The following is a 23,608-nucleotide window of genomic DNA, read 5'->3' as shown; positions in this document are numbered from 1 at the left end:
GCTGAGAGGGGTTATTCCTCCTCCCGGATCAATTCCGCCTCGATGATGATCTCCACCCGGTCGCCGACGAGGCCATTGTCCACGCCGTAGGTCATGCCCCAATCGCTGCGCTTCAGGCTGCCGCGCGCGGAGATGCCGACGGCATAATGCTCGTCGCCGAACGGATAGCGTCCGGTCTTGTTCAGCGTGACGTCCAGGCTGACCGGGTGCGTTTCGCCGCGCATGGTCAGATCGCCGGTGATCGTGCCGGTATTCTCGCCGGTTTGGGTGGCCTCGGTCAGGGTGAAGGTCATTTCGGGGTATTCGTCGACGGCCAGGAAGTCGTCGCTGCGCAGATGCTCGTCCCGCGCGTCGTGACCGGTATCGACGCTGTCCGTTCGGACCGTCACGTCGATCTCCCGCAGGGCCGGCGCTTCCTCGTCGAAGACGACGGTTCCCTCGACATCCCGGAAGACACCCAAGGTCCGGGCGAAGCCGATATGCTCCGTCAGGAACCCGACATGCAGATGCGCGGGATCGAGCGTGAAGCTGCGCGGCTCCGCCCGTGCGTCCGGCGTGATGGCCGATCCCGCGAATAGGATCAGGGCCAGTACCGTAACCAGGCGCGCGCGGCGCCTCGGAAGACGGTTGAGAAGGCGGGTCATGGCGTCCTCCCTGTATCTTCGTGGTGGGCGGGCCCGGGGGTCCGTCTTGCCAGCGAGACTATATCGCGCAGGAACGAAGTCGAGAGCGCGGCCACCGCCACAATACCGGCGACGACGGCGCCCCCCGGCGGTAGCGCCGGGACCAGCCCCAGGATCAGCAATCCGACCGATAGGCCGCAGGCCCAGGCGCGCCACGGCGCCGGCGCCAACGGCACCGCGAACCGCCGGTCGACCCGGCCCAGGATCAGGAAGAGGTAACGCCAAAGCCCGGCCGCCAGCACCCACGCCCCCATATCGCCGACACGCCAGAGCAGCAGGGAGAGCACCAACACCGTGAGCGCGTCCAATTCCCGGTCGATGCGCGCGCCGAAATCGCTCGCCACGCCGAAGCGCCGGGCGGTCCATCCGTCCACCGCGTCGAGGGCGAGCGCCGCCAGCGCGATCGACGGCACGCTCCACCCGGCCTCGTCGAGCAGCAGGACCAGCGGCATCAGAGTCGCGATCAGGGCGGCGCGCAGCACCGTTACCCGATTCGCGGGCCCCAGAACCGCATGCGGCAGGTGCGCCGGCAACCACCGCGCGCCCAGGGTGATCATCGCGGCGTAGGAGACCAGCGCCCCCGCCGTCTGCCACCAATCCAGGTCATGGCCGAGTTGCAGCGCCAGCGCGATGGTCAGGCAGGCGGCTCCCCCGGCGAACACGGCCTGCCAGCCATCGCGTTTCAAATCGGCGAGGAGCGGTTTATGGTCTGTCGCGACAGCATTCATTGCACGGCCCTGCCGTTCCCCCGAAGCATCCGTGTCCGGGCTTTCCCGGGCACGCCCCGAACGAGGTAGTCATGAGCGATAGCGAGGCCTTCGCCTTCTGGATCACGGGCCGGGAGACGGGCGAGATCCGTATCGAGGCGCTCGAACCGCTGACATCCGATATGGTGCGGGTCGAGACGTATTTCAGCGCCATCAGCCGGGGAACCGAATCGCTGGTCTGGCGTAACGAAGTGCCGGCCAGCCAGATCGACGCCATGCGCGCGCCGTTTCAGGTCGGCCGGTTCCCGGCGCCGGTGAAGTACGGCTATATCGCCGTCGGCCGCGTGATCGACGGGCCGGAGGGGGTGCGCGGGCGCGACGTCTTCTGCCTGCATCCGCATCAGACGCGCTTTCAGGTGCCGGCGGACATGGCCGTGCCCCTGCCGGAAGGGTTGCCGTCCGACCGCGCGGTCCTGGCCGCGAACATGGAGACGGCGGTCAATGCCTGCTGGGACGCGGCGCCGGTCCTCGGCGAGCGTATCGCCGTCGTCGGCGCGGGCGTCGTCGGATGCCTCGTCGCCTATCTGGTCGCGCAGCTGCCGGGGATACGGGTCGCCCTGATCGACCCGCTGGAGGAGAAGCGGGAGATCGCGGACGCTCTCGGCCTTGCCTTCCGCACGCCGGATGAGGCGCGCACCGCCGAGGGGGCCTGCGATCTCGTCTTCCATGCCAGCGGCAATCCGGCGGGCCTCGCCCAGGCGCTCGATCTCGCCGGGCTGGAGGGGCGGATCGTGGAGATGTCCTGGTACGGCGACCGCGTGGTGCCCTTACCGCTGGGGGAGGCCTTTCATTCGCGGCGTCTTCACCTCATCTCTTCCCAGGTCGGGCGGTTGCCGGCGCATCGTCAGGCGCGGTGGAGCCATCGGGCGCGGATGAGCCTCGCGCTCGACCTATTGCGTGACCCGGTGCTCGACGCCCTGATCACGGGCGAGGATCGGTTCGAGGATCTGCCGCATGTCATGGGGCCGGTCGCGGCGGATGCCCGCGTGCTGTGTCACCGCATCCGTTATGGAAATGGAACGGGCGGCGCGTGAAGGAGCGAGAATGTATTCGGTGACGGTTCGCGATCATTTCATGATCGCCCACAGCTTCCGGGGGGAAACCTTCGGCCCGGCCCAGGCCCTGCACGGCGCGACCTATGTCGTGGATGTCGAATTCCGCCGGGAGGCCCTGGACGCCGACAATGTCGTCGTCGATATCGGCCGCGCGACCGGGGTGCTGAAGCAGGTCCTGGGCGCCTATAATTTCCGGAATCTCGACGAGATGGTCGAATTCGAGGGGATCAACACCACGACCGAGTTCATGGCCCGCGCCGTCTTCGACGCCATGGCCGCGCGGATCGCCGCGGGCGATCTGGGGGTGGGGGCGAAGGGGCTCGTCGGGCTCAAGGTCACGCTGGGCGAATCGCATGCCGCCTGGGCCAGTTACGAGGGTGTGTTGCGCGAATGAGCCTCGCCTTCGTCGTCCCCGGCAGCCTGGAGAGCCGGACCGGCGGTTCGATCTACGACCGGCGGATCGTAGAGGGGTTGCGCGAGAATGGCGCGCGGGTCGCGGTGATCGCCGCGCCGGGCGCATGGCCGTCGCCGGACGGGCGCGCGCGGGATGGGCTGGACCGGGATTTGTCGGCGCTTCCGGATGGTACGGTCGCGGTGATCGACGGTCTCGTCCACGGCGCGGTGCCGGACGTGGCGGCGCGCCATGGGGGGCGTCTGCGTCTCGTCGCCCTCGTCCATCACCCGCTATGCGATGAAAGCGGGCTCGACCCCGCCGAGCGCGACCGGCTTTTCGAGAGCGAGCGCGTCGCGCTTGCCCACGCCCGCCGGGTGATCGTAACCAGCCGGTTCACCGCCCGGCGCCTGGGCGATTTCGGGGTGGAGGCGTCGCGCATCCATGTGGTGGAGCCCGGCACCGAGCCCGTCGCCGCCCCGCGCGACCGGGCGGCGGAGGGGCCGGGCCGGCCGGTGACCCTGTTCTGCGCGGCGAGCCTGATCCCGCGCAAGGGGCACGATATCCTGTTCCGGGCGCTGGCGGATCTGGAGGCGCGGGGCGTCGTGGGCTGGCGCCTCGTCTGCGTCGGTAAGACCGATCTGGACCCCGGCCATGCGGCGACGCTTCATCGGCTGCTCGATGATCTCGGCCTATCCGGGAAGGTCGAGATGCGGGGGGAGGTGGCGGAGGATATGCTCGACCGGCTCTATCGGTCGGCCGATCTGTTCGTTCTGCCCTCTCATTACGAGGGGTTCGGAATGGTCGTGACGGAGGCTATAGCACACGGCCTGCCGGTCGTGACGACCACGGGCGGCGCCCTGGCCGACACCCTGCCGGCCGGGGCCGGGATAGCGGTGACGCCGGGCGCGGTCGGTGAACTGCGCGATGCGATCGGTCGGCTCGTCGATGATCCGGCTACTTGGCGCGAATTCGCCAGGAGGGCCGAGGCGGCGCGCGGCCGTCTGCCGGATTGGGTCGACCGGACCCGTGCCTTCGCCGCCACGTTGACCTTTCCGGAGGAATTGTAATGAGCGCCTTCACGAATGATTGGCTGAGTTTGCGTGAAGGGGCCGACAGCGCGGCGCGCGAACGCGCGGGCCTGGATGTCGCGCTCGCCCGCGCGGTCGAGGAGACGGTGCCGGCGGACCGCCCGGGTCCGCTGCGGGTTCTCGACCTTGCCGCCGGGGCCGGAAATAACCGGCGTTATCTGGCACCGCGCCTGCCGCGCGATCAGCGCTGGCTTTTGGTCGATGGCGATGCGGCCTTGCTGGCGGCCGCCGGGCCGGTGGAGACGCGGGTGATGGACTTGGCGGAAGACCTAGACACGCTGCCGCTGGACGACGTCGATCTGGTGACGGCGAGCGCCTTTCTCGATCTCGTCTCCGCCGAATGGCTGGATCGTCTTGCCCGGCTTCTGGCGGCGGCCCGGGTGCCGCTTCTCCATTTCGCGCTGACCCTGGATGTCCGCCACGGCTGGCAGCCGCAGGAACCGGAGGATGCGGAGGTCGCGGACCTGCTGCACCGGCACATGGCGGGCGACAAGGGCTTCGGTCCCGCGCTCGGCCCCGCCGCGCCGGAAGCGGTCGCGGATTGCTTCGCCCGCGCCGGTTACGCGGTGGAGGCGGCGGACAGCGCCTGGCGCCTCGATCCGTCGGAGGGGGCGCTGCAGCAGGCGCTGCTCGACGGCTATGCCGGGGTAGCGGGGGATATGGCGCCCGCCCGCGCCGCCGTGGTGACGGATTGGGCCGCCCGCCGCCGCGCCCATATCGCGGCCCGGCGCAGCCATCATGTGGTTGGCCATCGCGATCATCTGATGCGGATTACCGCAGAGGCGTAACAGCCGGGCGGGTAGTCAATCCGGCAGGTTCAGGTCGGCTACCACCGGCAGATGGTCGGAGGCGAAGGGTGCCGGGTCCACGTCGTGGACCCCGACTTTCTCCACCGCGTGTCCGGGATGGATCGCGATCCGGTCCAACGGCATCATCGGCCGCCCGGCCGGGAAGCTCGCCGGTCGGGCGTGGTCCCGGAACTCCCGCCGCAGGCGCCGGTCCACCGGCCCCCAGGGGATGAAGGCGTTGAGGTCGCCCATCAGCGCGAAATACCCACCGTCGCGCCACGGCGCGAGCGCCAGCAGGCGGTCGAGCTGGAAGGCGCGCGCCCTGGGCGTCAGACCCAAATGGGTCGCGATCACGGTGAGCGAATGCGCGCCGATCTCGAATTCCGCCAGAATCGCGCCGCGCGGCTCGTTGCGGCGATGCTTCAGGTCGACAAGATCGCTGCGATGCGCGGGGAGGCGGCTCAACAGGAGGTTTGCCTGATAATTGCCGGTGACCCGACGGATCGGCTGGCTGACCACGTGATAGCCGGCATTCTCCGCGAACTGGTCGGCATCGCGGGCGTTGAGGCCCCCCTTGTTCGGCATGAATTCCTGCACGGCCAGGATATCGGCGTCGATCGCCTCGATCACTTTAAGGATACGGGGCACGTTGCGCTTGGTGTCCGCCCCGATGAACTTATGCACATTGTATGTGGCGAGGCGGATGCGGGTCATGCCGGACCCTCCGCCCGGCGCCGCAGGTCGAGGTCGAACAGGACATCCCGGCCCATCGGATAGTGGCGCGCGTCGGGGCGGATCGCGTCGCCCAGATCGGCGACTCCGGGCAGGGAAAGGCCGCTGCGCCCGCTGCCGGTGATCAGCGGCGCGATCGCCAGATGCAGCCGGTCGAGCGCCCGCGCCGCCACGAAGCAGGAGACGATGCGCCCCCCGCCCTCGATCAGCACCCGTCGGCACCCCCGCGCGGCGAGCGCGCGGAGGATCGCGTCGGGTGCGATCCGTCCCGCCCCGTCGAGCGGCAGGGCCATGCTCTCCACGCCGGGCAGGGGCGGGGTGTCGATCCCGGTTAGGCGCAACGCCCCCGGCGCGGGGCCGTGAAAGACGCGTGCCCCGTCATCGATGCGGCCATGTACGTCGATCACCACGCGCAGCGGGTTCGGCCCCTCCACATGGCGCACGGTCAATTGCGGGTCGTCGGCCTCCACCGTGGCGCGGCCGACGACCACCGCGTCGGCCAAGGCGCGCAGCCGGTGCAGATTGATCAGGCTCTCCGGCCCGGTGACATAGTGAGAGGCTCCGGTGCAGGTGGCGATATGCCCGTCCAGGCTCTGCCCCAGTTGGCCGATCGCGACATTCTCCTCTAAAAGCGGGCCGTAGAGGGAGAGCATGCCGCTCTCCGTCTCGTTCCACGGGGCCAGGGCGTCCGTTTCCTCGCCCTTGGAGCGCTTCAGGATAGCCCGCCAGATGCGCGAGACGCTCGGGTCCCTGGGATCGAACAGGAAGCTCAAGATCCATCGTCCGTTTCTATCCCGCGCAGACGGGAGAGGGGGAAGGCCGCCACTTCCGTCAAGGCATCCGCCAGACGGTCGCGCATATGGTCGCGCGTGCGCCGCCCGCGTTCCGCGTCGGCGTCGGCGGCATTGCCCATGGCCCCCGCCGGGTTCAGGTCCTGGGCCATCCAGGCGAAGCCGGCGGCGCCCTCGGCCCGGAATACCGTGTTCTCCCGCGCCATGCCGCGTGCCAGGCTGTCGAAGGCTTCGGCCCGGTCCATCGCCACCAGATGCGGGGCGATCGCCAGCATCAGGGACGTCTCGACCTCTCCCCCATGATAGCCGAAGGCGAGTTCGTCGGCGGCGAAGGTCCCCTCCGGCGCGCCGAAGCGATAGCTCATGATCCGCGCGGCCAGCATGGCCCGGCGCCGACGCAGGCGCATCGCCACGATGTCCACGATCTGCGGCTGGCCGCCATGGCTGTTGACGATGGCGATCTTGCGCGGACCCGCGTCCGCCACGGCCTCGCCGATGGCGGTCCAGGTGGCGATCAATGTTTCCGCGTCATGGGCCAGGGTTCCGGGAAAGGCCGCGTGTTCCACGCTGTCCCCGATCGCCTGGGTCGGCAGGCGCAATACGGTGATATCGCGGCCGGCCAGACGGTCGGCAAGGCCGTCGATCAGCGACTCCAGGATGATCGTGTCGGTGCCGAGCGGCAGATGCGGCCCATGTTGCTCCACCGCGCCGACGGGGAGAAGCGCCACCGTGCGCTCCGGATCGAGGGCGGCGAAGTCGGTCGTCTTGAGATTGGTCCAGTCGATGACGGGCGCGGGCACGGGTCGCGGCGGGCTCCTGAATGACGCGGTTTCGCGGTGGGGCGCGAACGGCGATTGCACGACGGAAGGATGCGCGATCCGCCGCCCCCGGTCAAAGCCCCCTGCTAAGGCCGCTGGCAAGGCCCCTGGCAAGGCCTCGCGCCGCACCCTAGATCAGGAGGGCGATGAAGTCCGAAACCGGGAGCGGAAGCGGTCGATGATGACGGATGAAGCGACACGACGCGGGTTCCTTCGGGGCGCGGGCACGGCGGGCCTCGCGCTCGGGCTTGGCGGCGCGTCGGTTTCCCTCGGCGGTGCCCATGCCCAGGACCGGGAGGCGATCCGCCGCCATGCCATTCCCGCCACCGGCGAGCGGATTCCGGCGATCGGCATGGGGACCTGGATCACCTTCAATGTCGGGGAGGACGCGGCCATGCGCCGTGCGCGCGCCGATGTCCTGGCGCGTTTCCTCGCCGAGGGCGGAGGCATGGTGGACAGTTCCCCGATGTACGGGTCTTCCGAGGCGGTCGTCGGTGATTGCCTCGACCGGCTGGAGGATACCGGCGGGCTGTTCAGCGCGACCAAGGTCTGGACCCCGGTCCTGACCTCCGGTCCGGACCAGATGGCGGAGAGCCGGCGCCTCTGGGGCCTCGACCGGTTCGATCTGATGCAGGTGCATAATCTGGTCGATTGGGAGGAGCATCTGGAAACCCTCCAGCAGGACAAGGCGGAGGGGCGCGTGCGCTATATCGGGGTGACCACGTCCCACGGACGCCGTCATGGGGAGTTGGAGGAGATCATGCGCGGTCAGCCGATCGACTTCGTGCAACTCACCTACAATATCGTCGACCGGGAGGCGGAGGACCGCCTTCTGCCGCTTGCCGCGGAACGCGGGATCGCGGTGATCGCCAACCGGCCCTATCGCCGCAAGGCACTGATCGAGGCCTTTCAGGGCAAGCCGCTGCCGGATTGGGCGGAGGCCGAGGCCGGGGCGCGGAACTGGCCGGAATTCCTGCTGAAATTCATCATTGGTCATCCGGCGCTCACCTGCGCCATTCCGGCGACCACGCGGGTCGAGCATATGGCGGAGAACATGGGCGCCTTGCACGGCCCCCTGCCGGATGCGCGGACCCGGGCGCGGATGGCCGCCTATGTCGAAGCCCTGTAGGCGCGGCGGGTTATCATGTTTCCCTATACGCCCGAGGTTCTGACCAGCACGATGGCCGCCTTCAACACCGCGACCCTGCCGCTTGCCGTGGTGGCCTTCGCGCTGATGCTGGGAAGCCTGTTGCTCGCCGCCTTTCCCCGGCCGGGAAGCGGTCTTCTTATCGGGGGTATTCTGGCCGCGGGATGGGTCTGGACGGCGGTCGGCTGGCATTTCGGCCCCTTCGCCGGAATAAATTTCGCGGGGCCGGTCTATGGTATCTTCTTCCTGTTGCAGGCGGGGTTGATCCTATGGCTCGTCCTGTGGCGCGGACGTGTCGCCTTTCCGCGCGGAATCGACGGATATCGAGCGGTGGGCGGGCGGCTCGCGCTGTTAGCGTTGATCGGTATTCCGGCGATCACGCCGCTCGTCGGCGGGGACGTGGCCGGCATGCGGGTCGCGGGCATGGCGCCGGGGCCGACGGCGGTGCTGACGATCGGCCTGTTGCTGATGGCGCGGGACAGGCGTGGGCGGTGGGCGGCCGTATGGCTTGCGGTGATCCCGCTGCTCTGGTGCCTGGCGGCGGGGGTGACGGCCTGGTTGATGACGGTGCCGGAGGATATGGCCTTGCCGGTTTTGGGACTTGGCGGCTTCGCGTTGTTGATCGTGAAGGCGCGGCGGGTCGAAAGGGGCGGTGATAGCGAAAGAGCGGCCCCATGAACTTTCGTTCCGGCGGCTCTTTTCCGCGCCATTATCGGGATTTACAGTGCGTCGCGAGCGAGTGCATCGCGCCGGTTGCGGCGGCGCTCCTGGGACGGAAAATTGGGACGGAAAATTGGATGAGGGATAGCCACCGCGCGGGTGCTCGCCTTGGGCGCGGTGGCCAAACAGGAAGGAGAAGCGCTGCATGCGCTACGAGGCTCCCACGACGCTCGACGACGCGGTCGGCCTGTTGGCCGCGGAGCAGGGCGTGGCTAAGGTTCTGGCCGGTGGCACGGACCTGCTGGTCGCGATCCGGTCCGGCCGGCTCGAACCCGATCTGGTCGTCGATCTCAAGCGCATCGAGGAGATGACGACCGTCACGCCGGAGGACGGCGGCTTCCGCGTCGGCGCCGCGGTGCCGAGCGTGCGCCTCGGCCAGCATGAGGGGCTGGTCGCCATGTGGCCGGGCGTGGTCGAGGCCGCGGGCCTGATCGGTTCCACACAGGTTCAAAGCCGTGCGACGCTCGCCGGTAATCTCTGCAATGCCTCCCCGGCGGCGGACAGCGTGCCGGCGATGGTGGCGGCCGGCGCCAAGGCGTCGATCGTCGGGCCGAACGGCCGGCGCGATGTGCCGGTCGAGGACGTGCCCGCAGGGCCGGGCAAGCTCTCGCTGGAGAAGGGGGAGATCGTCGCTTCCATCCTGCTGCCGGGTAAGCCGGAGCGGACGGGCGATGCCTATCTGCGCTTCATCCCGCGCACGGAGATGGATATCGCCGTCGTCGGTGTCGGCGCGGTGGTGACGCTGGGCACGGACGGCACGATCGAGGCGGCGCGGATCGTCCTCGGCGCGGTCGGCCCACGCGTCGTGGTGGCCGACAAGGCGGCTCAGGCGCTCGTCGGCACCAAGGGCGACAAGGCCGCGATGGAGGCTCTGTCGCAGGCCGTTTCCGCCGCCTGCACGCCGATCGACGATAAGCGCGGCACCCGCGAATACCGGATTCAGGTGGCGGGGACGCTCGCGAAACGAACCGTTGCGATCGCGCTTGAACGCGCGAAAGGATAAGAACCGTCATGACGAAAACCCATGTAACCACCACCATCAACGGCGATACCGTTGAATATCTGTGCGATCCACAGGAAACGCTGCTGGACGTGCTGCGCGACCGGTTGGGCATGACCGGCTCCAAGGAAGGCTGCGGCACCGGCGATTGCGGCGCCTGCACCGTCACGGTCGACGGCGAGATCGTCTGTTCCTGCCTGATGCTGGGCGCAGAGGCCGAGGGACGGACCATCGGCACCATCGAGGGCATGGCCGAGGGCGAGATGCTGCACCCGCTGCAGCGCAAGTTCCTGGATCACGCGGCGCTTCAGTGCGGCATCTGCACGCCCGGCATCCTGGTTGCGGCCCGGACTCTGCTGGAGCGCAATCCGGAGCCGAGCGAGACCGAGGTCCGCTACTGGCTGGCCGGCAATCTGTGCCGGTGCACCGGCTATGATAAGATCGTGCGCGCCGTGATGGACGCGGCCGAGGAGATGAGAGGGCGCAACCATGCCGCTTGAGACCGATTTCCCGCAGGGCTACGAGAAGCGTGATTTCCGCGTCGTCGGGAAGCGGCCGGTCCGCCCCGACGGTATCGACAAGGTGACGGGCCGCGCGCGCTTCGGCGCGGATACGGTGGCGCCGGGCATGCTGCACGGCGCGATCCTGCGCAGCCCGCACGCCCACGCCCGGATCAAGTCGATCGATACCGCCAAGGCCGAGGCGCTGGAGGGCGTGAAGGCCGTGGTCACGCGCGACGATTTCCCGATCCACGACGCGGTGAAGGAGGATCGGGGGCTGCTCGACATCCTCGTCAACTGCATGGCGCGGGAAAAGGCGCTTTATGACGGCCATGCCGTCGCCGCCGTCGCCGCGACCGACAAGATCACGGCCCGCAAGGCGCTGAAGCTGATCGAGGTGGAGTACGAGGTGCTGGGTCATGTGATCGACGAGGATCTGGCCATGGCGCCGGACGCGCCGATCCTGCATGACGACCTCGGCTACGACTATGGCAAGGGCAAGCCGTCGAACGTCGCCGGCCGGACGGAGATCGGCCATGGCGACGTGGACGCCGGATTCGCCGCCGCCGACCGGGTCGTCGAGCGGTCCTTCAAGACCGGCGCCGCGCACCAGGGCTATATCGAGCCGCATGCCTGCCTGGCCAATATCGGCGCCGACGGGCGGGGGGAACTGTGGTGCTGCACCCAGGGCCATTTCATGGTTCGGGATACGGTGACGCAGCTTCTCGGCATGGATGTCTCCAATCTCCGCGTCACGGCGAGCGAGATCGGCGGCGGCTTCGGCGGAAAGACGGCGGTCTTCATCGAGCCCGTGGCGGTCGCGCTCTCGCGCAAGGCCGGCAAGCCGGTGAAGATCGTCATGGACCGGCACGAGGTCTTCCGCGCGACCGGGCCGACGGCGTCGGCCAGCCTGTGGGTCAAGGTCGGGGCCAAGGCGGACGGGACCATCACCGCCGCCGACGCGCTTCTGAAGTACCAGGGCGGCGCCTTCCAGGGCAGCCCGGTGGATATGGGCGCCATGGCGGCCTTCGCCTGCTATAACCTGGAGAATGTGCGCGCCGTCGGCTACGACATCGTCACCAACCGGCCGAAGCAGGCGGCCTATCGCGCGCCGGGGGCGCCGATGGCGGCCTTCGCGGTGGAAAGCGTGATGACGGAGCTTGCCGACGCGCTCGGCATCGATCCGATCGACTTCCGCCTGAAGAACGCCGCGCGCGACCACAGCAAGAGTTCCTACGGTCCGACCTATAACGAGATCGGCCTGGTGGAGACGCTGGAGGCCGCCAAGGCGACGGAGCATTACAACAGCCCCCTCGGCCCCAATCAGGGACGCGGCGTCGCCTGTGGTTTCTGGTTCAATTTCGGCGGTCAGACGGCGGTGACGCTCAACGTCAATCTGGACGGCACGGCCGCGTTGTCGGTCGGCACGCCGGATATCGGCGGCAGCCGGGCTTCCATGTGCGCCATGGCGGCGGAGGAACTCGGCATCGATTATGACGATATCTACGCCATCATCGGGGACACGGCCTCGCTCGGCTATAACGACGTGACCGACGGCAGCCGGGCCACCTTCGCCAGCGGTCTGGCCACCATCCAGGCGGCCCGTCAGGTGAAGGAGCGGATGTGCGCCCGCGCCGCCCGGATCTGGGGTATTCCCGAGGACGCGGTGAAGTGGGAGGGCGGCGCGGCCGTTCCCTCCGGCCCGAATGCCGGCGACCACGCGCCCTTGAGCTTCCGCGACATCGCCAAGATGGCGGGGGAGACCGGCGGCCCCATCGCCGGCCACCACGAAATCTCCGCCGAAGGGGCGGGCCCCAGCTTCGCCACACATATCGTGGATGCGGAGATCGACCGGGAAACCGGCCGGATCGACGTGAAGCGCTATACCGTCGTCCAGGACGCGGGCAAGGCGGTTCACCCCGCCTATGTCGAGGGGCAGTTCCAGGGCGGCGCCGTGCAGGGTATCGGCTGGGCGCTCAACGAGGAATATATCTATAGCGACAAGGGCGTTCTGGAGAATGCGGGCTTCCTGGACTATCGGGTGCCCGTCGCCTCCGACCTGCCGATGATCGAGACGGTGATCGTGGAGAAGCCCAATCCCGGCCATCCCTATGGCGTGCGTGGGGTCGGCGAGACCTCGATCGTGCCGCCGATGGGGGCGATCGCCAATGCCGTCTCGGCGGCGGCGAAGGTCCGGGCGACGGAGATTCCGATGTCCCCGCCGCGCATGTTGAAGCTCCTGCGTGAGAACGAGAGCGCGGCCAAGGCGGCGGAATAGCGCACATTATCCCCTCCTCCCCCCTTCATGGGGGGAGGACCGGGGGGGATTTAGAGCGAGCGACCATGGTTCAAGTCACCCTTTGGGGCAGTCTGCGCGACTATACCGACGGCCGGAACGAGGTCGAGGTGGCGGGGGATAACATCTATCAAATCCTCCAGAATCTGGGGCAGGCCGAACCAAGGTTGAAACCGATCCTGGAGAAGGGAGTCACCGTCTCCCTCGACGGGCAGATTTACCGCCAGAACCTGATGCAGACGGTAAGGCCCGATTCCGAGGTCTTCATCCTGCCCAAGATGGCGGGGGGATGAACCGCCTTTGGTCGGGGACGCCTTAGCGCCTCCTTAACGAATCGCTGCACATTATGGGTTCCTATCCCAAAATCCGCTGCGGGAGACGCCCCATGACCAAATATCTCGTATCCGAGGAAAACCCGGACGGCCTGCGCCTGGAGGCAATGTTGCGGGTCTTGCGGGGAGAGGTGCTGACGCGCTGCACGCTCATCACCGATGATACCCGCGCGGAAGCGCAGCAGGTGCTCGCCAACAACATCAAGGTGTTGGAGCTTCTGTCGGAAGCGATCCAACTCGCGGAAAGTTCGACCCACACCCTCGACAAGGCTTTCGGGCCCAGCCACAAGGGCGGGTTGCCGAGGATCGGGACGTAGGGCGCCCGTAGCCCCCTCTATCGGAACAGCATCACCGGGATGCGGCAGGAGCGCAGCATCTCCTCCGTCGTGGAGCCGAGGATGAGCGCGCGCAGGCGCGAATGACCATAGGCGCCCATGACCAGAAGGTCGGCGCCGCCTTCCTCGACGATCCTGGCGATTTCCGTTTCCGGTTGGCCCGGCAGGACCTCCACGCTCGTCTCCATCCCCGAATGACGGAGATGGTAGGCCGCTTCTTCGAGCGCGCGGCGGCTGTCCTTCGTCTCCGCTCCGACCATCAGAAGCCGGCAGGCCAGCCCCCGGAACAGCGGGCTATCGGCGACATGGGCGGCGGCCTTACGGCTGCTGGGGCCGCCGTCGAAGGCGATCAGCACGGTCTCGATCGGCTTGAAGGCGCGGGCCGCGACCAGGATCGGCTTATGGCTGGCGCGCGCGATCCGCTCCAGATTGGAGCCGAGATGGCCGGCCGCGAAATCCGCCGCCTCGCCCCGCTTGCCGATCACGAGGATATCGGCTTCGGCCTCGATATCCGCCAGCGTTTCCAGCAGGTCGCCGAGACGCAGACGGCTCGTCACCGCCTCCACCCCGGCGCCGCGCAGGATCGCCTCCCCATCCTCCAGGATCGCGCGGCCGCGCTTCCGGGCGAGCTTCGCGCGCTCCTCGTCGAGGGCGGATAGCTCCGCCAGCAGGCTCGACCGCGCGCCGAGCTTGATGGCCCCGCTCATGTCGGAGGGGGCGCTCTGCGTCTCCCGCCGGCCGAGGACATGGAGCAGCGTCACCGGCGTATCGTCCCCCAGCCGTCCGGCCAGCCAGGCCACGTGCTCGCACACGCTGGCGGCATAGATGGAGCCGTCCACGAGGGCGATTAGCTTGGTCATGCGGCGTCCTCCGTCAGTGGCCCGTAAGCCGGTCGAGGGCGTCCGGCTCGTCATGCATGGCGAGCTTGTCGACGATCGTCTCGCTCGCTTCGTTCATGCCGACGATCTCCACCTGAGCGCCTTCGCGCCGGAACTTCAAGACAACCATGTCGAGGGCGGCGACGCTTGAGATATCCCAGATATGCGCGCGACCGACATCGATCGTCACATGGTCCAGCGCTTCCTTGAAATCGAAGGCGTTCGAGAAGGTGCTGGCGGAGGCGAAGAAGATCTGCCCCTCCACCCTGTAGGTGCGCGCGCGGCCGTCCGCCGACAGGGTCGAGGTGACGCGCAGCAATTGCGCGATCTTCCAGGCGAAGAACAGGCCGGAGAGCAGTACCCCCACCAGCACGCCGATCGCCAGATTGTGGGTCGCCACCACGCAGACGACGGTCGCCAGCATGACGATGGAGGAGCTTCGCGGATGGCGGCGCAGATCCTTGATCGAGGACCAACTGAAAGTTCCGATCGAAACCATGATCATGATCGCGACCAGGGCCGCCATGGGAATCTGTTTCACCCAATCGCCCAGGACCACGATCAGGAACAACAGGAATATCCCGGCGCAGAAGCAGGACAGGCGACCCCGTCCGCCGGATTTCACATTGATGATCGACTGGCCGATCATGGCGCAGCCGGCCATGCCGCCGATGAAGCCGGTCGCCGTGTTGGCGAGGCCTTGGCCAATGCATTCCTGGTTCTTGTCGCTGGGCCGGTCGGTCAGTTCGTCCACGATGGTCGCCGTCATCAGCGATTCCAGAAGCCCGACCGCCGCCACGCCGGCCGAATAGGGGAAGATGATCCGCAAGGTTTCGAAGGTGAGCGGGATATCCGGCAGCAGGAAGACCGGCAGCGTATCCGGCAACTCGCCCATATCGCCGACCGTGCGCAATTCCAGCCCCAGCGCGAGCGAGACCGTCGTCAGCGTGACGATGCAGATGAGCGGGGAGGGGATCGCCTTCGTCAGATAGGGGAAGAGGTAGATGATCGCCAGACCGGCCGCCACCATGACATAGGTGAGCCAGGGTACGCCGATCAGTTCCGGCAATTGCGCCATCAGAATCAGGATGGCCAGCGCGTTGACGAACCCCGTCATGACGGAGCGCGAGACGAAGCGCATCAGATCGCCGAGGCGCAGCAGCCCCGCGCCGATCTGCAACACGCCCGCCAGCACCGTCGCGGCCAGCAGATATTCCAGCCCATGCTGTTTCACCAGCGTGACCATCAGCACGGCCGTCGCCGCCGTCGCGGCCGAGATCATCCCCGGGCGTCCCCCGGTGATCGCCACCACGACCGCGATCGAGAAGGAGGCATAAAGCCCGACCTTCGGATCGACCCCGGCGATGATGGAGAAGGCGATGGCCTCCGGGATGAGGGCGAGCGCGACCACCAGCCCGGCGAGCAGGTCGCCCCGGATATTGCCGAACCATTGCTCGCGATAGGCGGAGAGAGAGGGCATGCGTCTGACCGATTAATGCGGCTCACGGGTACCATCCCGGTGGGAGGTGGCCCGTCTCGTCGTCGTCGATTGGCGGAAAGCGTTCGCACGGGCGACGGTGCCGAACGGATCGCGCTGGAGGGCGGGTGCTAGCGCGAATTATGCTGCGGTGCAACAAAAAGCCGCGCCCTCGATGGCACGACGGCCGGGCATGCCCGGGAAAGAAGAAAGCCTTCCCCCGTTTCCAGGGGAAGGCTTCCGTGAACGATACCGCGGAACCTGCCTGGGGCAGGCCCGTTCGGAGGGGCGGGCTTACTGCCAGCCGCTGATCGCCTTGACTTCCAGATAGTCCTCGATACCCCAGCGGCCGCCTTCGCGGCCGTTGCCGGACATCTTGTAGCCGCCGAAGGGGCTGCCGCCCGGACGCTGGGCGCCGTTCATCTGGACCATGCCGGCGCGAAGCTGCTTGGAGACACGGCGCATACGCTCCACATCGTCCGTCTGCAGATAGGAGGTGAGGCCGTAGGGCGTGTCATTGGCGATGCGGATCGCCTCCTCCTCGTCCGAGAAGGGCATGATCGAGAGCACCGGGCCGAAGATTTCCTCCCGCGCGATGGTCATCTCGTTGTTCACGTCGGCAAAGATCGTCGGGCGGGCGTAATAGCCGCGATTGAAGCCCTCCGGACGGCCGACGCCGCCGGCGACGAGCTTCGCGCCCTCGTCGATGCCGACCTGGATCAGTTCCTGCACCTTCTCGAACTGCTGGGCGGAGGAAAGCGGGCCGATATGGTTGCCGTCCTCCTCCGGGTCGCCCACCTGGCACTTGGCGGCGGTGGCGATCGCGGCCTCGACCGCGTCGTCATAGACCGACCGCTCGACCAGCATGCGGGTCGGTGCGTTGCAGCTCTGGCCGGAATTGTTGAAGCAATGGATCGTGCCGCGCTTCACCGCCTTGGCCACGTCCGTATCGGCGAAGATCAGGTTCGGGCCCTTGCCGCCGAGTTCCAGCGTGACGCGCTTCACCGTGTCGGCGGCCGCCTTCTGGACGGCCGTGCCGGCGCGGGTGGAGCCGGTGAAGGACATCATGTCTATGTCCGGATGGCTGGACATGGCGGCGCCGACGGTCGGCCCGTCGCCGTTCACCAGATTGAACACGCCCTTGGGGAAGCCGGCTTCGTCGATCATCTCCGCGAACAGCATGGCGGAAAGCGGCGAAACCTCGGACGGCTTCAAGACCACCGTGCAGCCGACGCCCAGCGCCGGAATGACCTTCAGCGTCACCTGGTTCATCGGCCAGTTCCACGGCGTGATCAGGCCGCAGACGCCGATCGGCTCGTGCACGATGTGCTCTTCCGTGACGTCGGGATAGAGCGGATGCTCGAACTCGAATTCCTTCAGGTCGCGGATGAAGGCCTTGATATGGCCGAGGCCGGCGGCGGCCTGCGCCTGGGTGGCGAGCTTCATCGGCGCGCCCATCTCCTTGGAGATGGTCTCGGCCATCTCGCCCATGCGGCGCTTATAAACCTCGTAGAGCTTCTCCAGCAGCGCGATTCGCTCGCCATGCGGCATCGCCGCGAAGCCCGGGAAGGCCGCGCGCGCGGCGGCGACGGCCTTGTCGACATCGGCTTGGCCGCCCAGCGAAATGGTGGCGAAGCCCTGCTCGTCGGCGGGATTGATGACCTCGAAATCGTTCGGCGCGCTCGGCGCGACCCAGGAACCGTCGATATAGAAGTCCGTCTTGCGCATGGGGGGTATGCTCCCTTCGTGGATGGGAAAAGCCAACCGCCGAGGCCGGGATCGGCGCTCGGCGGACTATCCACCCCGCTATATCGGTCATGGAAGGGCGGAACGCAACCGGCGCCGCGCGCTTTCAAGGGGCGGCAGTATCGGCGGAGCCTGTCGGCGTCGAGGGAGGGGCCGCCCGAGAAGATTGGCGGCGGACGGCCCCTCCGGTGTCCGACGGCGGCGAAGCCCGCGAAATTGGGGGGAGACGCGGGACGCCTTGACGAAGCCGGCGGACCGTGGTGGCGGGGTGGATACCCCGACCTGGGTAAAGCGTAATGGAGGTCGCCCGATCGCGTCATGACATAGGTTACGGGTGCCGAAATTTTTCTGCCGCCACCGACCACGACGGGCGATCGCCTCTCGTGCCCTTGGGGCCGTGCCCTCGGAGCCATGTTCTCGGAGCCATGCCCTCGGAGCCGGGGGGCTGGTATATTTGCGCACTTCGCGGTCGGCCCTTATAGTTTCCAGCGCGAACATGAGGGGGATTCTCGCGCATGGATACGGTCGGTGGTCACGCCACCTCTTCACCGATGGGGGTCGATCGGCCGCTTGAGCGTAAGTTGGCCCAGTATCTGGATCTGGACACCTCGGAACGCGCGTTGCTGGATGGGATGAGCGGATCGGAGTTGCGTTTCGCCCGCGCCGCCGCGATCGCCTCCGACGGGGCGGAGCAAAACCACGTCTATGTCATCAAGAGCGGCTGGTGCAGTTGTGCCCGGCATTTGAGCGACGGCCGTCGGCAGATCACGCGCTTCGCCATCCCCGGTGATTTCTTGTGCTTCGATTCCATCGTCACCTCGGTTTCGACGCAGGATGTCGTCGCGATCACCGACGTCACCTTGCTCCAACTCCGGATCGAGAAATTGGGCGAGGTGGCGGCGAAGCAGCCACGTCTCGCGGTCGCCATGCTGTGGATGGCGGCCCAGGACGATTCGGCGCTGGCCGAGCGGGTGACGAGCCTGGGGCGCCGCTTCGCGCTGGAGCGGCTCGCCCATCTTTTCGTGGAGACTTACGTGCGCCTGGATGCCCTGGGCCTCGCGGGTGGGCGGCGCATGCATTTTCCGATTACCAAGGAACAACTCGCCGATGCGATGGGGCTGACGACAATCCATATCTACCGCACACTGCGCCGTCTGACGGAATCGGGCTTGATCCGTCTCGACGGGCCGTGGCTGGAGATTCTCGATCTAGACGGGTTGAAGGAGCAGGGAAAATTCGACCCGCTCTATATCGAAGCCTCCGAGATTCCCGCCGCCACCAATCGCGCCTTGCGCGGCGCGTCCCTGGCGATGGAGTAGGGGCGGCGGCTTCTCTCCACCTGATCTTGTCGGTCGGCGGTCCTTCAATCCATCTCCGCGTTTAGATGGCCGAACAAGGGGCCGGGCGCTGTTCCAGCGTTGGCCTGTTGGCATCCATGCAAGTGGACTGGGCGGTCGCGGTGACGGTATTCCGTGGAAGACGCACGCGATCGAAGCTCAATCGAAATAGAAGCCGCCATTGACCTCCAGGACCTCCCCGCTCACGAAGCGGGCTTTGTCGGACGCGAGGAAGCAGGCGACGTCCGCCACGTCGTCGGATCGTGCGATGCGGCCGAGCGGGGTACGCTCGATGGTCTGTTCAATGATGGCGCGCGGCCAGGAACGGGTCATCGGTGTATCGACGACGCCGGGGTTCACGGCATTCACCCTGATACCGTCGGGCCCGAGGGCGCGCGCCAACGACCGGGTGAGGGCGATCACGCCGCCTTTCGACGAGGCATAGGCGGGGCCTCCGGCGACGCCGCCTACCCGCGCGGAATCGGAGGCGGTCAGCACGATGCCGCCCCCTCCGCCGCGGCGCATGTGCGATGCGGCGGCCTTTGCCAGGAAGAACGTCCCTGTCAGGTTGACCGACAGGATCGCGTCCCATTCGTCCTTTTCGGACTCCTCCCACTTGGTGCCCGACCAGATCGCGGCGCAATGGATCAAGGTGTCCAGGCCGCCCAACTCGGCCACCGCCTCGTCGATCGACTCCCGGCAACTCTCGGTCGATCCGGCATCGAGCCGGTGGATCGAGACACCCTCGTCCCCGCGATACAGTTCATCCAGCGCGTCCACCGCGATGTCGAGGGCGGCAATTCTTCGTCCCGTCGCGCGCAGGGCGAGCACGCAGGCATGTCCAATTCCGCTCGCCGCGCCAGTTACGATTATCTTCTTCAAGGCTTGGGTCTCTCCTGCTCGGGGGTAGTCGACTTGGGCCCCATGCGCGCCGGATATCCGGTCGCCGGCGGGGCGGCCGAGGGGTTAGGAGGCGTCCCTTTCCTCGGTCTCGCTTCGCATCGTTTCCGCCGCGGACAGTACCGCGTCGACGATGAACTGATAGCCGGTGCAGCGGCAGATATTTCCACTCAACCAATCGCGAACCTGACCTTCCGTCGGGTCCTGGGTCTCCTCCAGCATCGCCGCGGCGGTCACGAGAAAGCCCGGCGTGCAGTAGCCGCACTGAAGCGCGTGGTGTTCCTTGAAGGCGGCTTGGATGGGGTGCAGCCCATTCGGACCGGAAAGCCCCTCGACCGTGCGGATCTCGCAGCCGTCCATCTGGCTCGCGAGTGTCAGGCACGACCGGGCCAGCATGCCATCGACCGTCACCGTGCAGGCGCCACAGGCGCCGTGCTCGCATCCGATATGCGTGCCGGTGAGGCCGAGATCCTCGCGCAGGAAATCGGCCAGCGTTCGACGCGCCTCGACGTCGCGGCTGTAGGTCTTGCCGTTGACGGTAATGCTGATCTGCGTTCGCTTAGAGGGCGTGTTCACGGGTCAAATCCTTCCTGGCTCGGGAAGCCGCGTCGGCCAGAACGCGGGTCATGAGTTCTTCCGAAATCCGGCGTCGATAATCGGCGCTGGCATGGAGGTCCGATTCCGGTTCGAGCCTGTCGCAGACCTCCCGGGCGATCTCACGGAGCGGGGCCTCTTCGATGCGGCGGCCGGACAGGGCGGTCTCGGTCAGCGGGAAACGTTCGGGCCGTCCCGACGCCCCGCCGATGGCGATGTCCGCCGAGGTGACGAGGCCGTCGTCGGATAGTCCGACCGCGGCCGCGACCGCGACCAGCGCGAAATCGCCCCGGCGGCGCGATACCTCGTCGAAGGCATAGCCCACGCCCGGCATGGCGGTCGGCAGGTGGACACCGGTAACGATTTCTTCGGGTTCGAGCGTCGTCATCAAGGCATCGAGGAAAAAGGAGTCGGCATCTATTGTCCTGGTTCCCCCCTTGGAGGCGACGGCGAATTCCGCGCCGAGCAGCGTCGCGCAGACCGGAAGCTCCGCTGCGGGGTCCGCGTGGCACATGGACCCTACGATCGTGCCGCGGCTGCGGGTGGCCACATGGCCGATCAGGCCGACGGCCTCCGCGAGCAAGGGAACGCGCGCGCGCAGGTCGGTGTTCGTTTCCATGACGCGTTGCCGCACCATCGGTCCGACCCGGACGGTCCTATCCTCGATCCGCAGGGCATGGAAATCCGGGACCCTGGCGATGTCGATCACGACGGCGGGGGCCGCCATGCGCAGGTTGAGCAGCGGCATGAGGCTCTGCCCGCCGGCGATCGGCTTTGCCTCGTCGCCGTAGCGTTCGAGGAGATCCAGGCAATGCTCGAGCGAGTCGGGCGCGGCGAATTCGAAGACGGGTGGTTTCATGCCGACTTCCTCGTGCTCTTGGAATCATCGTTCCGAAGGTTTTGGAACAGGTCGCTTTCACTGAAGGGGACCGCGCACAGATGAACCCCGAAGGGCTCCAGCGCATTCTCGACCGCCGAACTGATCACCGCGGGAACGGGAATCGTGCCCCCCTGGCCGGCGCCCTTCATTCCCAGTGGGTTGAGCGGGCTGGGCGTCGAGAGATGGTCGATTTCCACGCGTGGCACGTCCATCGATGTTGCGACGAGATAGTCCATGAAGGTGCCGGTGAGAATCTGTCCCTCGGAATCATAGACGGCCTTCTCGAAGAAGGTGTTTCCGACGCCCAGCGACACCCCGCCGATCACCTGACCATCGACGATCAGGGGGTTGATGAGGTTCCCGAAATCCTCGACCGCGATATAGCGCAGGATTTCAACCTTGCAGGTCGCCGGGTCCACCTCGACGAGTGCGGCATGGCAGCCGGTCGCGAAGGTGTTGGTCGGCGGGCTGAAGGAGGCCGTCGTGCTCATGCCCGGACCGAAATCGGGCAAGGGAAGCGGGTTGCCGGATTCGCCGAGGGACGTATGGACGATCTGGGCGAGATCGATGCTTCGCGTTTCGTCGGCTTTGAGCACCACCTTGCCGTCCTTCAGGTCGAGTTCCTCGGGGGACGTCTGAAGCAGCACGGCTCCGATCGCGCAGGCCCGTTCCTTCAACTGGTTCGCCGCGATACTGACCGCCGAGCCGGTGACGACGCCGGCGCGGCTGGCGAAGGTTCCGATGCTGTAGCGGACGAGATCGGTGTTGCCGGTGAGAACCTTCACCTTGTCGAAGGGCACGCCCAGTATGTCGGCGGCGACTTGCGCGAAGGAGGTTTTCTGTCCCTGCCCCTGGCTCGGCGTTCCCATTCGGACGGTCACGGAGCCGTCGGCTTCGATCGACATGCCTACTTCCTCGAAGGGACCGAGGCCCGTGTCCTCGACGCAGCAGGCAATTCCGATTCCGCGATAACGCCCTTCCGTTCGCAGTTTGGCGCAATCGGCCAGAGTATTGTCGTAGTCCAGTATCTCCAGCGCGCGGTCCAGCAATGCCGGAACGTTCCCGCTGTCATAGGTTCGCCGTGTTCCGTCGCGGGAAATGAAGCCGACGTCATAGGGATATTCCTCGGCGGTGATCAGGTTGCGTTTGCGCAACGCCGCCGGGTCGATCCCGAGTTCCTTGCCGACGCGGTCGAGCAATCGCTCGGTCACGTAGCAGGCCTGCGGACGTCCCGCCCCTCGAACCGGCGCCACCGGGGTCGTGTTGGTGTAGACGATATCGCATTGCACCGCGTAGTTCGGAACGCGATACGGCCCGGGAATGTTGACGGCCGTCAGCAGGGGGACGACGGGGCCCCAGGGCGTGTAGGCGCCGGTATCGTGATAGAAGCGGCCGCGTATCCCGAGGATCGTCCCATCCTCGGTGGTGGCCATCTCCAATTCATGAATCTGCGTGCGTTCGTGATAGGACGCGATCAGGTGTTCGCGCCGATCCTCGATCCATTTCACCGGGCGGTCCAATTGGCGCGCGACGACCGGGACCAGGATGTCCTCGGTGTAGGTCAGCCCCTTATATCCGAAGCCTCCCCCGACATCGGGGTTCTGGACCTGAACCTGCCGCTCCGGCAGGCCCAGCGCATTGGCGATCGCGGTGCGATGCACATACGGAACCTGCGAGACGTTCCAGACCACCATGCGGTCCTCGAAACGGTTCCAATGGGCGACGACGCCCCGTGTCTCCATCGCTTGTCCGGCGCCCCGCTGTATCTCCAGGCGCTCCTTGACGACACAATGGGCCTTGGCGAAGGCGCTGTCGGCATTTCCCGTGGCGATGTTGATCAATGCGGCGAGATTGGAGGGCAGGTCTTCGTGAACACGCGCCGATTGCTTGGTCAGGGCCTTTTCCAGATCGATCACGGCGGCCTCGGTCTCATAGTCGACCTGGACCAATTCCGCCGCGTCCTCGGCGATATATCGGTTCTCGGCGACGATCGCCGCGATCGGTTCTCCGACATAGCGCACGAGCCCATTGGCGAGCACGGAGGGCCCCCGGGGGTTCGTCAGCGCCGGATTGGGGTGGCAATCCGGGAGAATTCGGGCCGCTTCGGGCAGATCCTCGGCCGTGAAGACCGCGATCACCCCGTCAAGCGCACGGGCGTCCGATGTGTCCACGGTAATCCGCGCGTGCGCGGCCTGGCTTCGGACAACGACAATATGGGCCATGTTGGGAAGCGTGATGTCGTCGATATAGCATCCACGTCCCGTGATAAGCCGGTCATCCTCGGCGCGGACTTGGCGTTTGCCGAATTGTCCCATTCAGATTGCTCCGATTCCCGCACCCCGGGCGGCGG

The 23,608-nt window shown here is 67.1% G+C and carries 24 protein-coding genes; 12 read left to right on the top strand and 12 right to left on the bottom strand.

From position 1 onward, the window contains the following. Window positions 1-11: 11 nt before the first annotated feature. Together KAJ83_RS07615 and KAJ83_RS07610 are read right to left on the bottom strand one after the other, a co-directional pair. A complete protein-coding gene (locus KAJ83_RS07615) occupies window positions 12-644 on the bottom strand; it encodes a YceI family protein (RefSeq protein ID WP_210681454.1) in 633 nt (210 codons plus the stop codon). Further along, entirely contained in the window at window positions 641-1,411 is a 771-nt protein-coding gene (locus KAJ83_RS07610) for a CDP-alcohol phosphatidyltransferase family protein (RefSeq protein ID WP_210681453.1), read from the bottom strand. Before KAJ83_RS07610 ends, KAJ83_RS07615 begins: the two co-directional genes overlap by 4 nt. 71 nt (window positions 1,412-1,482) lie before the next feature. On the opposite strand from KAJ83_RS07610, the gene KAJ83_RS07605 reads away from it, so the two are divergent. The 4 genes from KAJ83_RS07605 to KAJ83_RS07590 are packed head-to-tail and all read left to right on the top strand — an operon-like array spanning window position 1,483 to window position 4,775. Beyond that, window positions 1,483-2,484 (top strand): zinc-dependent alcohol dehydrogenase, encoded by a 1,002-nt coding sequence (locus tag KAJ83_RS07605; protein ID WP_210681452.1) that lies wholly within the window; start codon window positions 1,483-1,485, stop codon window positions 2,482-2,484. Window positions 2,485-2,494: 10 nt separating this feature from the next. Continuing rightward, window positions 2,495-2,899, top strand: coding sequence for a 6-pyruvoyl trahydropterin synthase family protein (locus KAJ83_RS07600; RefSeq protein ID WP_210681451.1), 405 nt, complete (start codon window positions 2,495-2,497; stop codon window positions 2,897-2,899). After that, on the top strand, window positions 2,896-3,966 hold the full coding sequence (locus KAJ83_RS07595) for a glycosyltransferase family 4 protein (RefSeq protein WP_210681450.1): 1,071 nt from the start codon (window positions 2,896-2,898) through the stop codon (window positions 3,964-3,966). Before KAJ83_RS07600 ends, KAJ83_RS07595 begins: the two co-directional genes overlap by 4 nt. Beyond that, window positions 3,966-4,775: a hypothetical protein gene (locus KAJ83_RS07590; RefSeq protein WP_210681449.1), complete on the top strand. Its 810-nt coding sequence runs from the start codon at window positions 3,966-3,968 to the stop codon at window positions 4,773-4,775. The genes KAJ83_RS07595 and KAJ83_RS07590 overlap by 1 nt, the downstream gene beginning before the upstream one ends. 15 nt (window positions 4,776-4,790) lie before the next feature. Here KAJ83_RS07590 and KAJ83_RS07585 read toward each other — a convergent pair whose 3' ends face one another. From KAJ83_RS07585 to KAJ83_RS07575, 3 genes are read right to left on the bottom strand one after another with little or no spacing between them, the layout of a single operon-like run. Further along, window positions 4,791-5,489 carry an endonuclease/exonuclease/phosphatase family protein gene (locus KAJ83_RS07585; RefSeq protein WP_210681448.1) on the bottom strand — a complete coding sequence of 233 codons (699 nt, stop codon included), beginning with the start codon at window positions 5,487-5,489 and terminating at the stop codon, window positions 4,791-4,793. Then, on the bottom strand, window positions 5,486-6,280 hold the full coding sequence (locus KAJ83_RS07580) for a RibD family protein (RefSeq protein ID WP_246484314.1): 795 nt from the start codon (window positions 6,278-6,280) through the stop codon (window positions 5,486-5,488). The genes KAJ83_RS07585 and KAJ83_RS07580 overlap by 4 nt, the downstream gene beginning before the upstream one ends. Beyond that, a complete protein-coding gene (locus tag KAJ83_RS07575; RefSeq protein WP_210681447.1) occupies window positions 6,277-7,098 on the bottom strand; it encodes a creatininase family protein in 822 nt (273 codons plus the stop codon). Before KAJ83_RS07575 ends, KAJ83_RS07580 begins: the two co-directional genes overlap by 4 nt. Window positions 7,099-7,294: 196 nt before the next feature. Between KAJ83_RS07575 and KAJ83_RS07570 the strand changes: the two genes are divergently transcribed. The 7 genes from KAJ83_RS07570 to KAJ83_RS07540 all read left to right on the top strand — a co-directional run bounded on the left by KAJ83_RS07570 (window position 7,295) and on the right by KAJ83_RS07540 (window position 13,428). Further along, window positions 7,295-8,245: an aldo/keto reductase gene (locus tag KAJ83_RS07570; RefSeq protein ID WP_246484312.1), complete on the top strand. Its 951-nt coding sequence runs from the start codon at window positions 7,295-7,297 to the stop codon at window positions 8,243-8,245. Window positions 8,246-8,260: 15 nt separating this feature from the next. Further along, window positions 8,261-8,941: a DUF6064 family protein gene (locus KAJ83_RS07565; protein ID WP_210681446.1), complete on the top strand. Its 681-nt coding sequence runs from the start codon at window positions 8,261-8,263 to the stop codon at window positions 8,939-8,941. Between the two features lie 187 nt (window positions 8,942-9,128). After that, a complete protein-coding gene (locus tag KAJ83_RS07560; protein WP_210681445.1) occupies window positions 9,129-9,986 on the top strand; it encodes an FAD binding domain-containing protein in 858 nt (285 codons plus the stop codon). An 8-nt stretch (window positions 9,987-9,994) separates the two neighbouring features. Then, window positions 9,995-10,483, top strand: coding sequence for a (2Fe-2S)-binding protein (locus tag KAJ83_RS07555; RefSeq protein WP_210681444.1), 489 nt, complete (start codon window positions 9,995-9,997; stop codon window positions 10,481-10,483). Further along, window positions 10,473-12,761: a xanthine dehydrogenase family protein molybdopterin-binding subunit gene (locus tag KAJ83_RS07550; protein ID WP_210681443.1), complete on the top strand. Its 2,289-nt coding sequence runs from the start codon at window positions 10,473-10,475 to the stop codon at window positions 12,759-12,761. The genes KAJ83_RS07555 and KAJ83_RS07550 overlap by 11 nt, the downstream gene beginning before the upstream one ends. 65 nt (window positions 12,762-12,826) lie before the next feature. Beyond that, complete coding sequence (locus tag KAJ83_RS07545; protein WP_210681442.1) at window positions 12,827-13,072, top strand: MoaD/ThiS family protein; 246 nt, start codon at window positions 12,827-12,829, stop codon at window positions 13,070-13,072. Window positions 13,073-13,164: 92 nt separating this feature from the next. Continuing rightward, window positions 13,165-13,428, top strand: coding sequence for a hypothetical protein (locus KAJ83_RS07540; RefSeq protein ID WP_210681441.1), 264 nt, complete (start codon window positions 13,165-13,167; stop codon window positions 13,426-13,428). A gap of 17 nt (window positions 13,429-13,445) precedes the next feature. Here the strand turns inward: KAJ83_RS07540 and KAJ83_RS07535 are convergent, their stop codons facing one another. From KAJ83_RS07535 to KAJ83_RS07525, 3 genes are all read right to left on the bottom strand, one after another. Beyond that, on the bottom strand, window positions 13,446-14,306 hold the full coding sequence (locus tag KAJ83_RS07535) for a universal stress protein (RefSeq protein WP_210681440.1): 861 nt from the start codon (window positions 14,304-14,306) through the stop codon (window positions 13,446-13,448). Window positions 14,307-14,319: 13 nt separating this feature from the next. Further along, complete coding sequence (locus tag KAJ83_RS07530) at window positions 14,320-15,804, bottom strand: SulP family inorganic anion transporter (protein ID WP_210681439.1); 1,485 nt, start codon at window positions 15,802-15,804, stop codon at window positions 14,320-14,322. Window positions 15,805-16,095: 291 nt separating this feature from the next. Next, window positions 16,096-17,529, bottom strand: a complete 1,434-nt coding sequence (locus KAJ83_RS07525) for an aldehyde dehydrogenase family protein (protein ID WP_210681438.1) — start codon at window positions 17,527-17,529, stop codon at window positions 16,096-16,098. Between the two features lie 533 nt (window positions 17,530-18,062). Here KAJ83_RS07525 and KAJ83_RS07520 point away from each other — a divergent pair. Beyond that, window positions 18,063-18,866 carry a Crp/Fnr family transcriptional regulator gene (locus KAJ83_RS07520; RefSeq protein WP_210681437.1) on the top strand — a complete coding sequence of 268 codons (804 nt, stop codon included), beginning with the start codon at window positions 18,063-18,065 and terminating at the stop codon, window positions 18,864-18,866. 177 nt (window positions 18,867-19,043) lie between these two features. Here the strand turns inward: KAJ83_RS07520 and KAJ83_RS07515 are convergent, their stop codons facing one another. The 4 genes from KAJ83_RS07515 to KAJ83_RS07500 form a co-directional block, all read right to left on the bottom strand. Further along, window positions 19,044-19,766 carry an SDR family NAD(P)-dependent oxidoreductase gene (locus KAJ83_RS07515; protein ID WP_210681436.1) on the bottom strand — a complete coding sequence of 241 codons (723 nt, stop codon included), beginning with the start codon at window positions 19,764-19,766 and terminating at the stop codon, window positions 19,044-19,046. An 84-nt stretch (window positions 19,767-19,850) separates the two neighbouring features. Beyond that, on the bottom strand, window positions 19,851-20,360 hold the full coding sequence (locus tag KAJ83_RS07510; protein WP_343221970.1) for a (2Fe-2S)-binding protein: 510 nt from the start codon (window positions 20,358-20,360) through the stop codon (window positions 19,851-19,853). Next, window positions 20,344-21,237 carry an FAD binding domain-containing protein gene (locus KAJ83_RS07505; protein ID WP_210681435.1) on the bottom strand — a complete coding sequence of 298 codons (894 nt, stop codon included), beginning with the start codon at window positions 21,235-21,237 and terminating at the stop codon, window positions 20,344-20,346. The genes KAJ83_RS07510 and KAJ83_RS07505 overlap by 17 nt, the downstream gene beginning before the upstream one ends. Then, window positions 21,234-23,573, bottom strand: a complete 2,340-nt coding sequence (locus KAJ83_RS07500; RefSeq protein WP_210681434.1) for a xanthine dehydrogenase family protein molybdopterin-binding subunit — start codon at window positions 23,571-23,573, stop codon at window positions 21,234-21,236. Before KAJ83_RS07500 ends, KAJ83_RS07505 begins: the two co-directional genes overlap by 4 nt. Window positions 23,574-23,608 lie beyond the last annotated feature (35 nt).

Origin of the sequence: Marivibrio halodurans, from assembly GCF_017963645.1 — a bacterium.
Classification (GTDB): Bacteria; Pseudomonadota; Alphaproteobacteria; order UBA8366; family Aestuariispiraceae; genus Marivibrio; species Marivibrio halodurans.
This window is presented reverse-complemented; position numbering and strand designations above follow the sequence as displayed.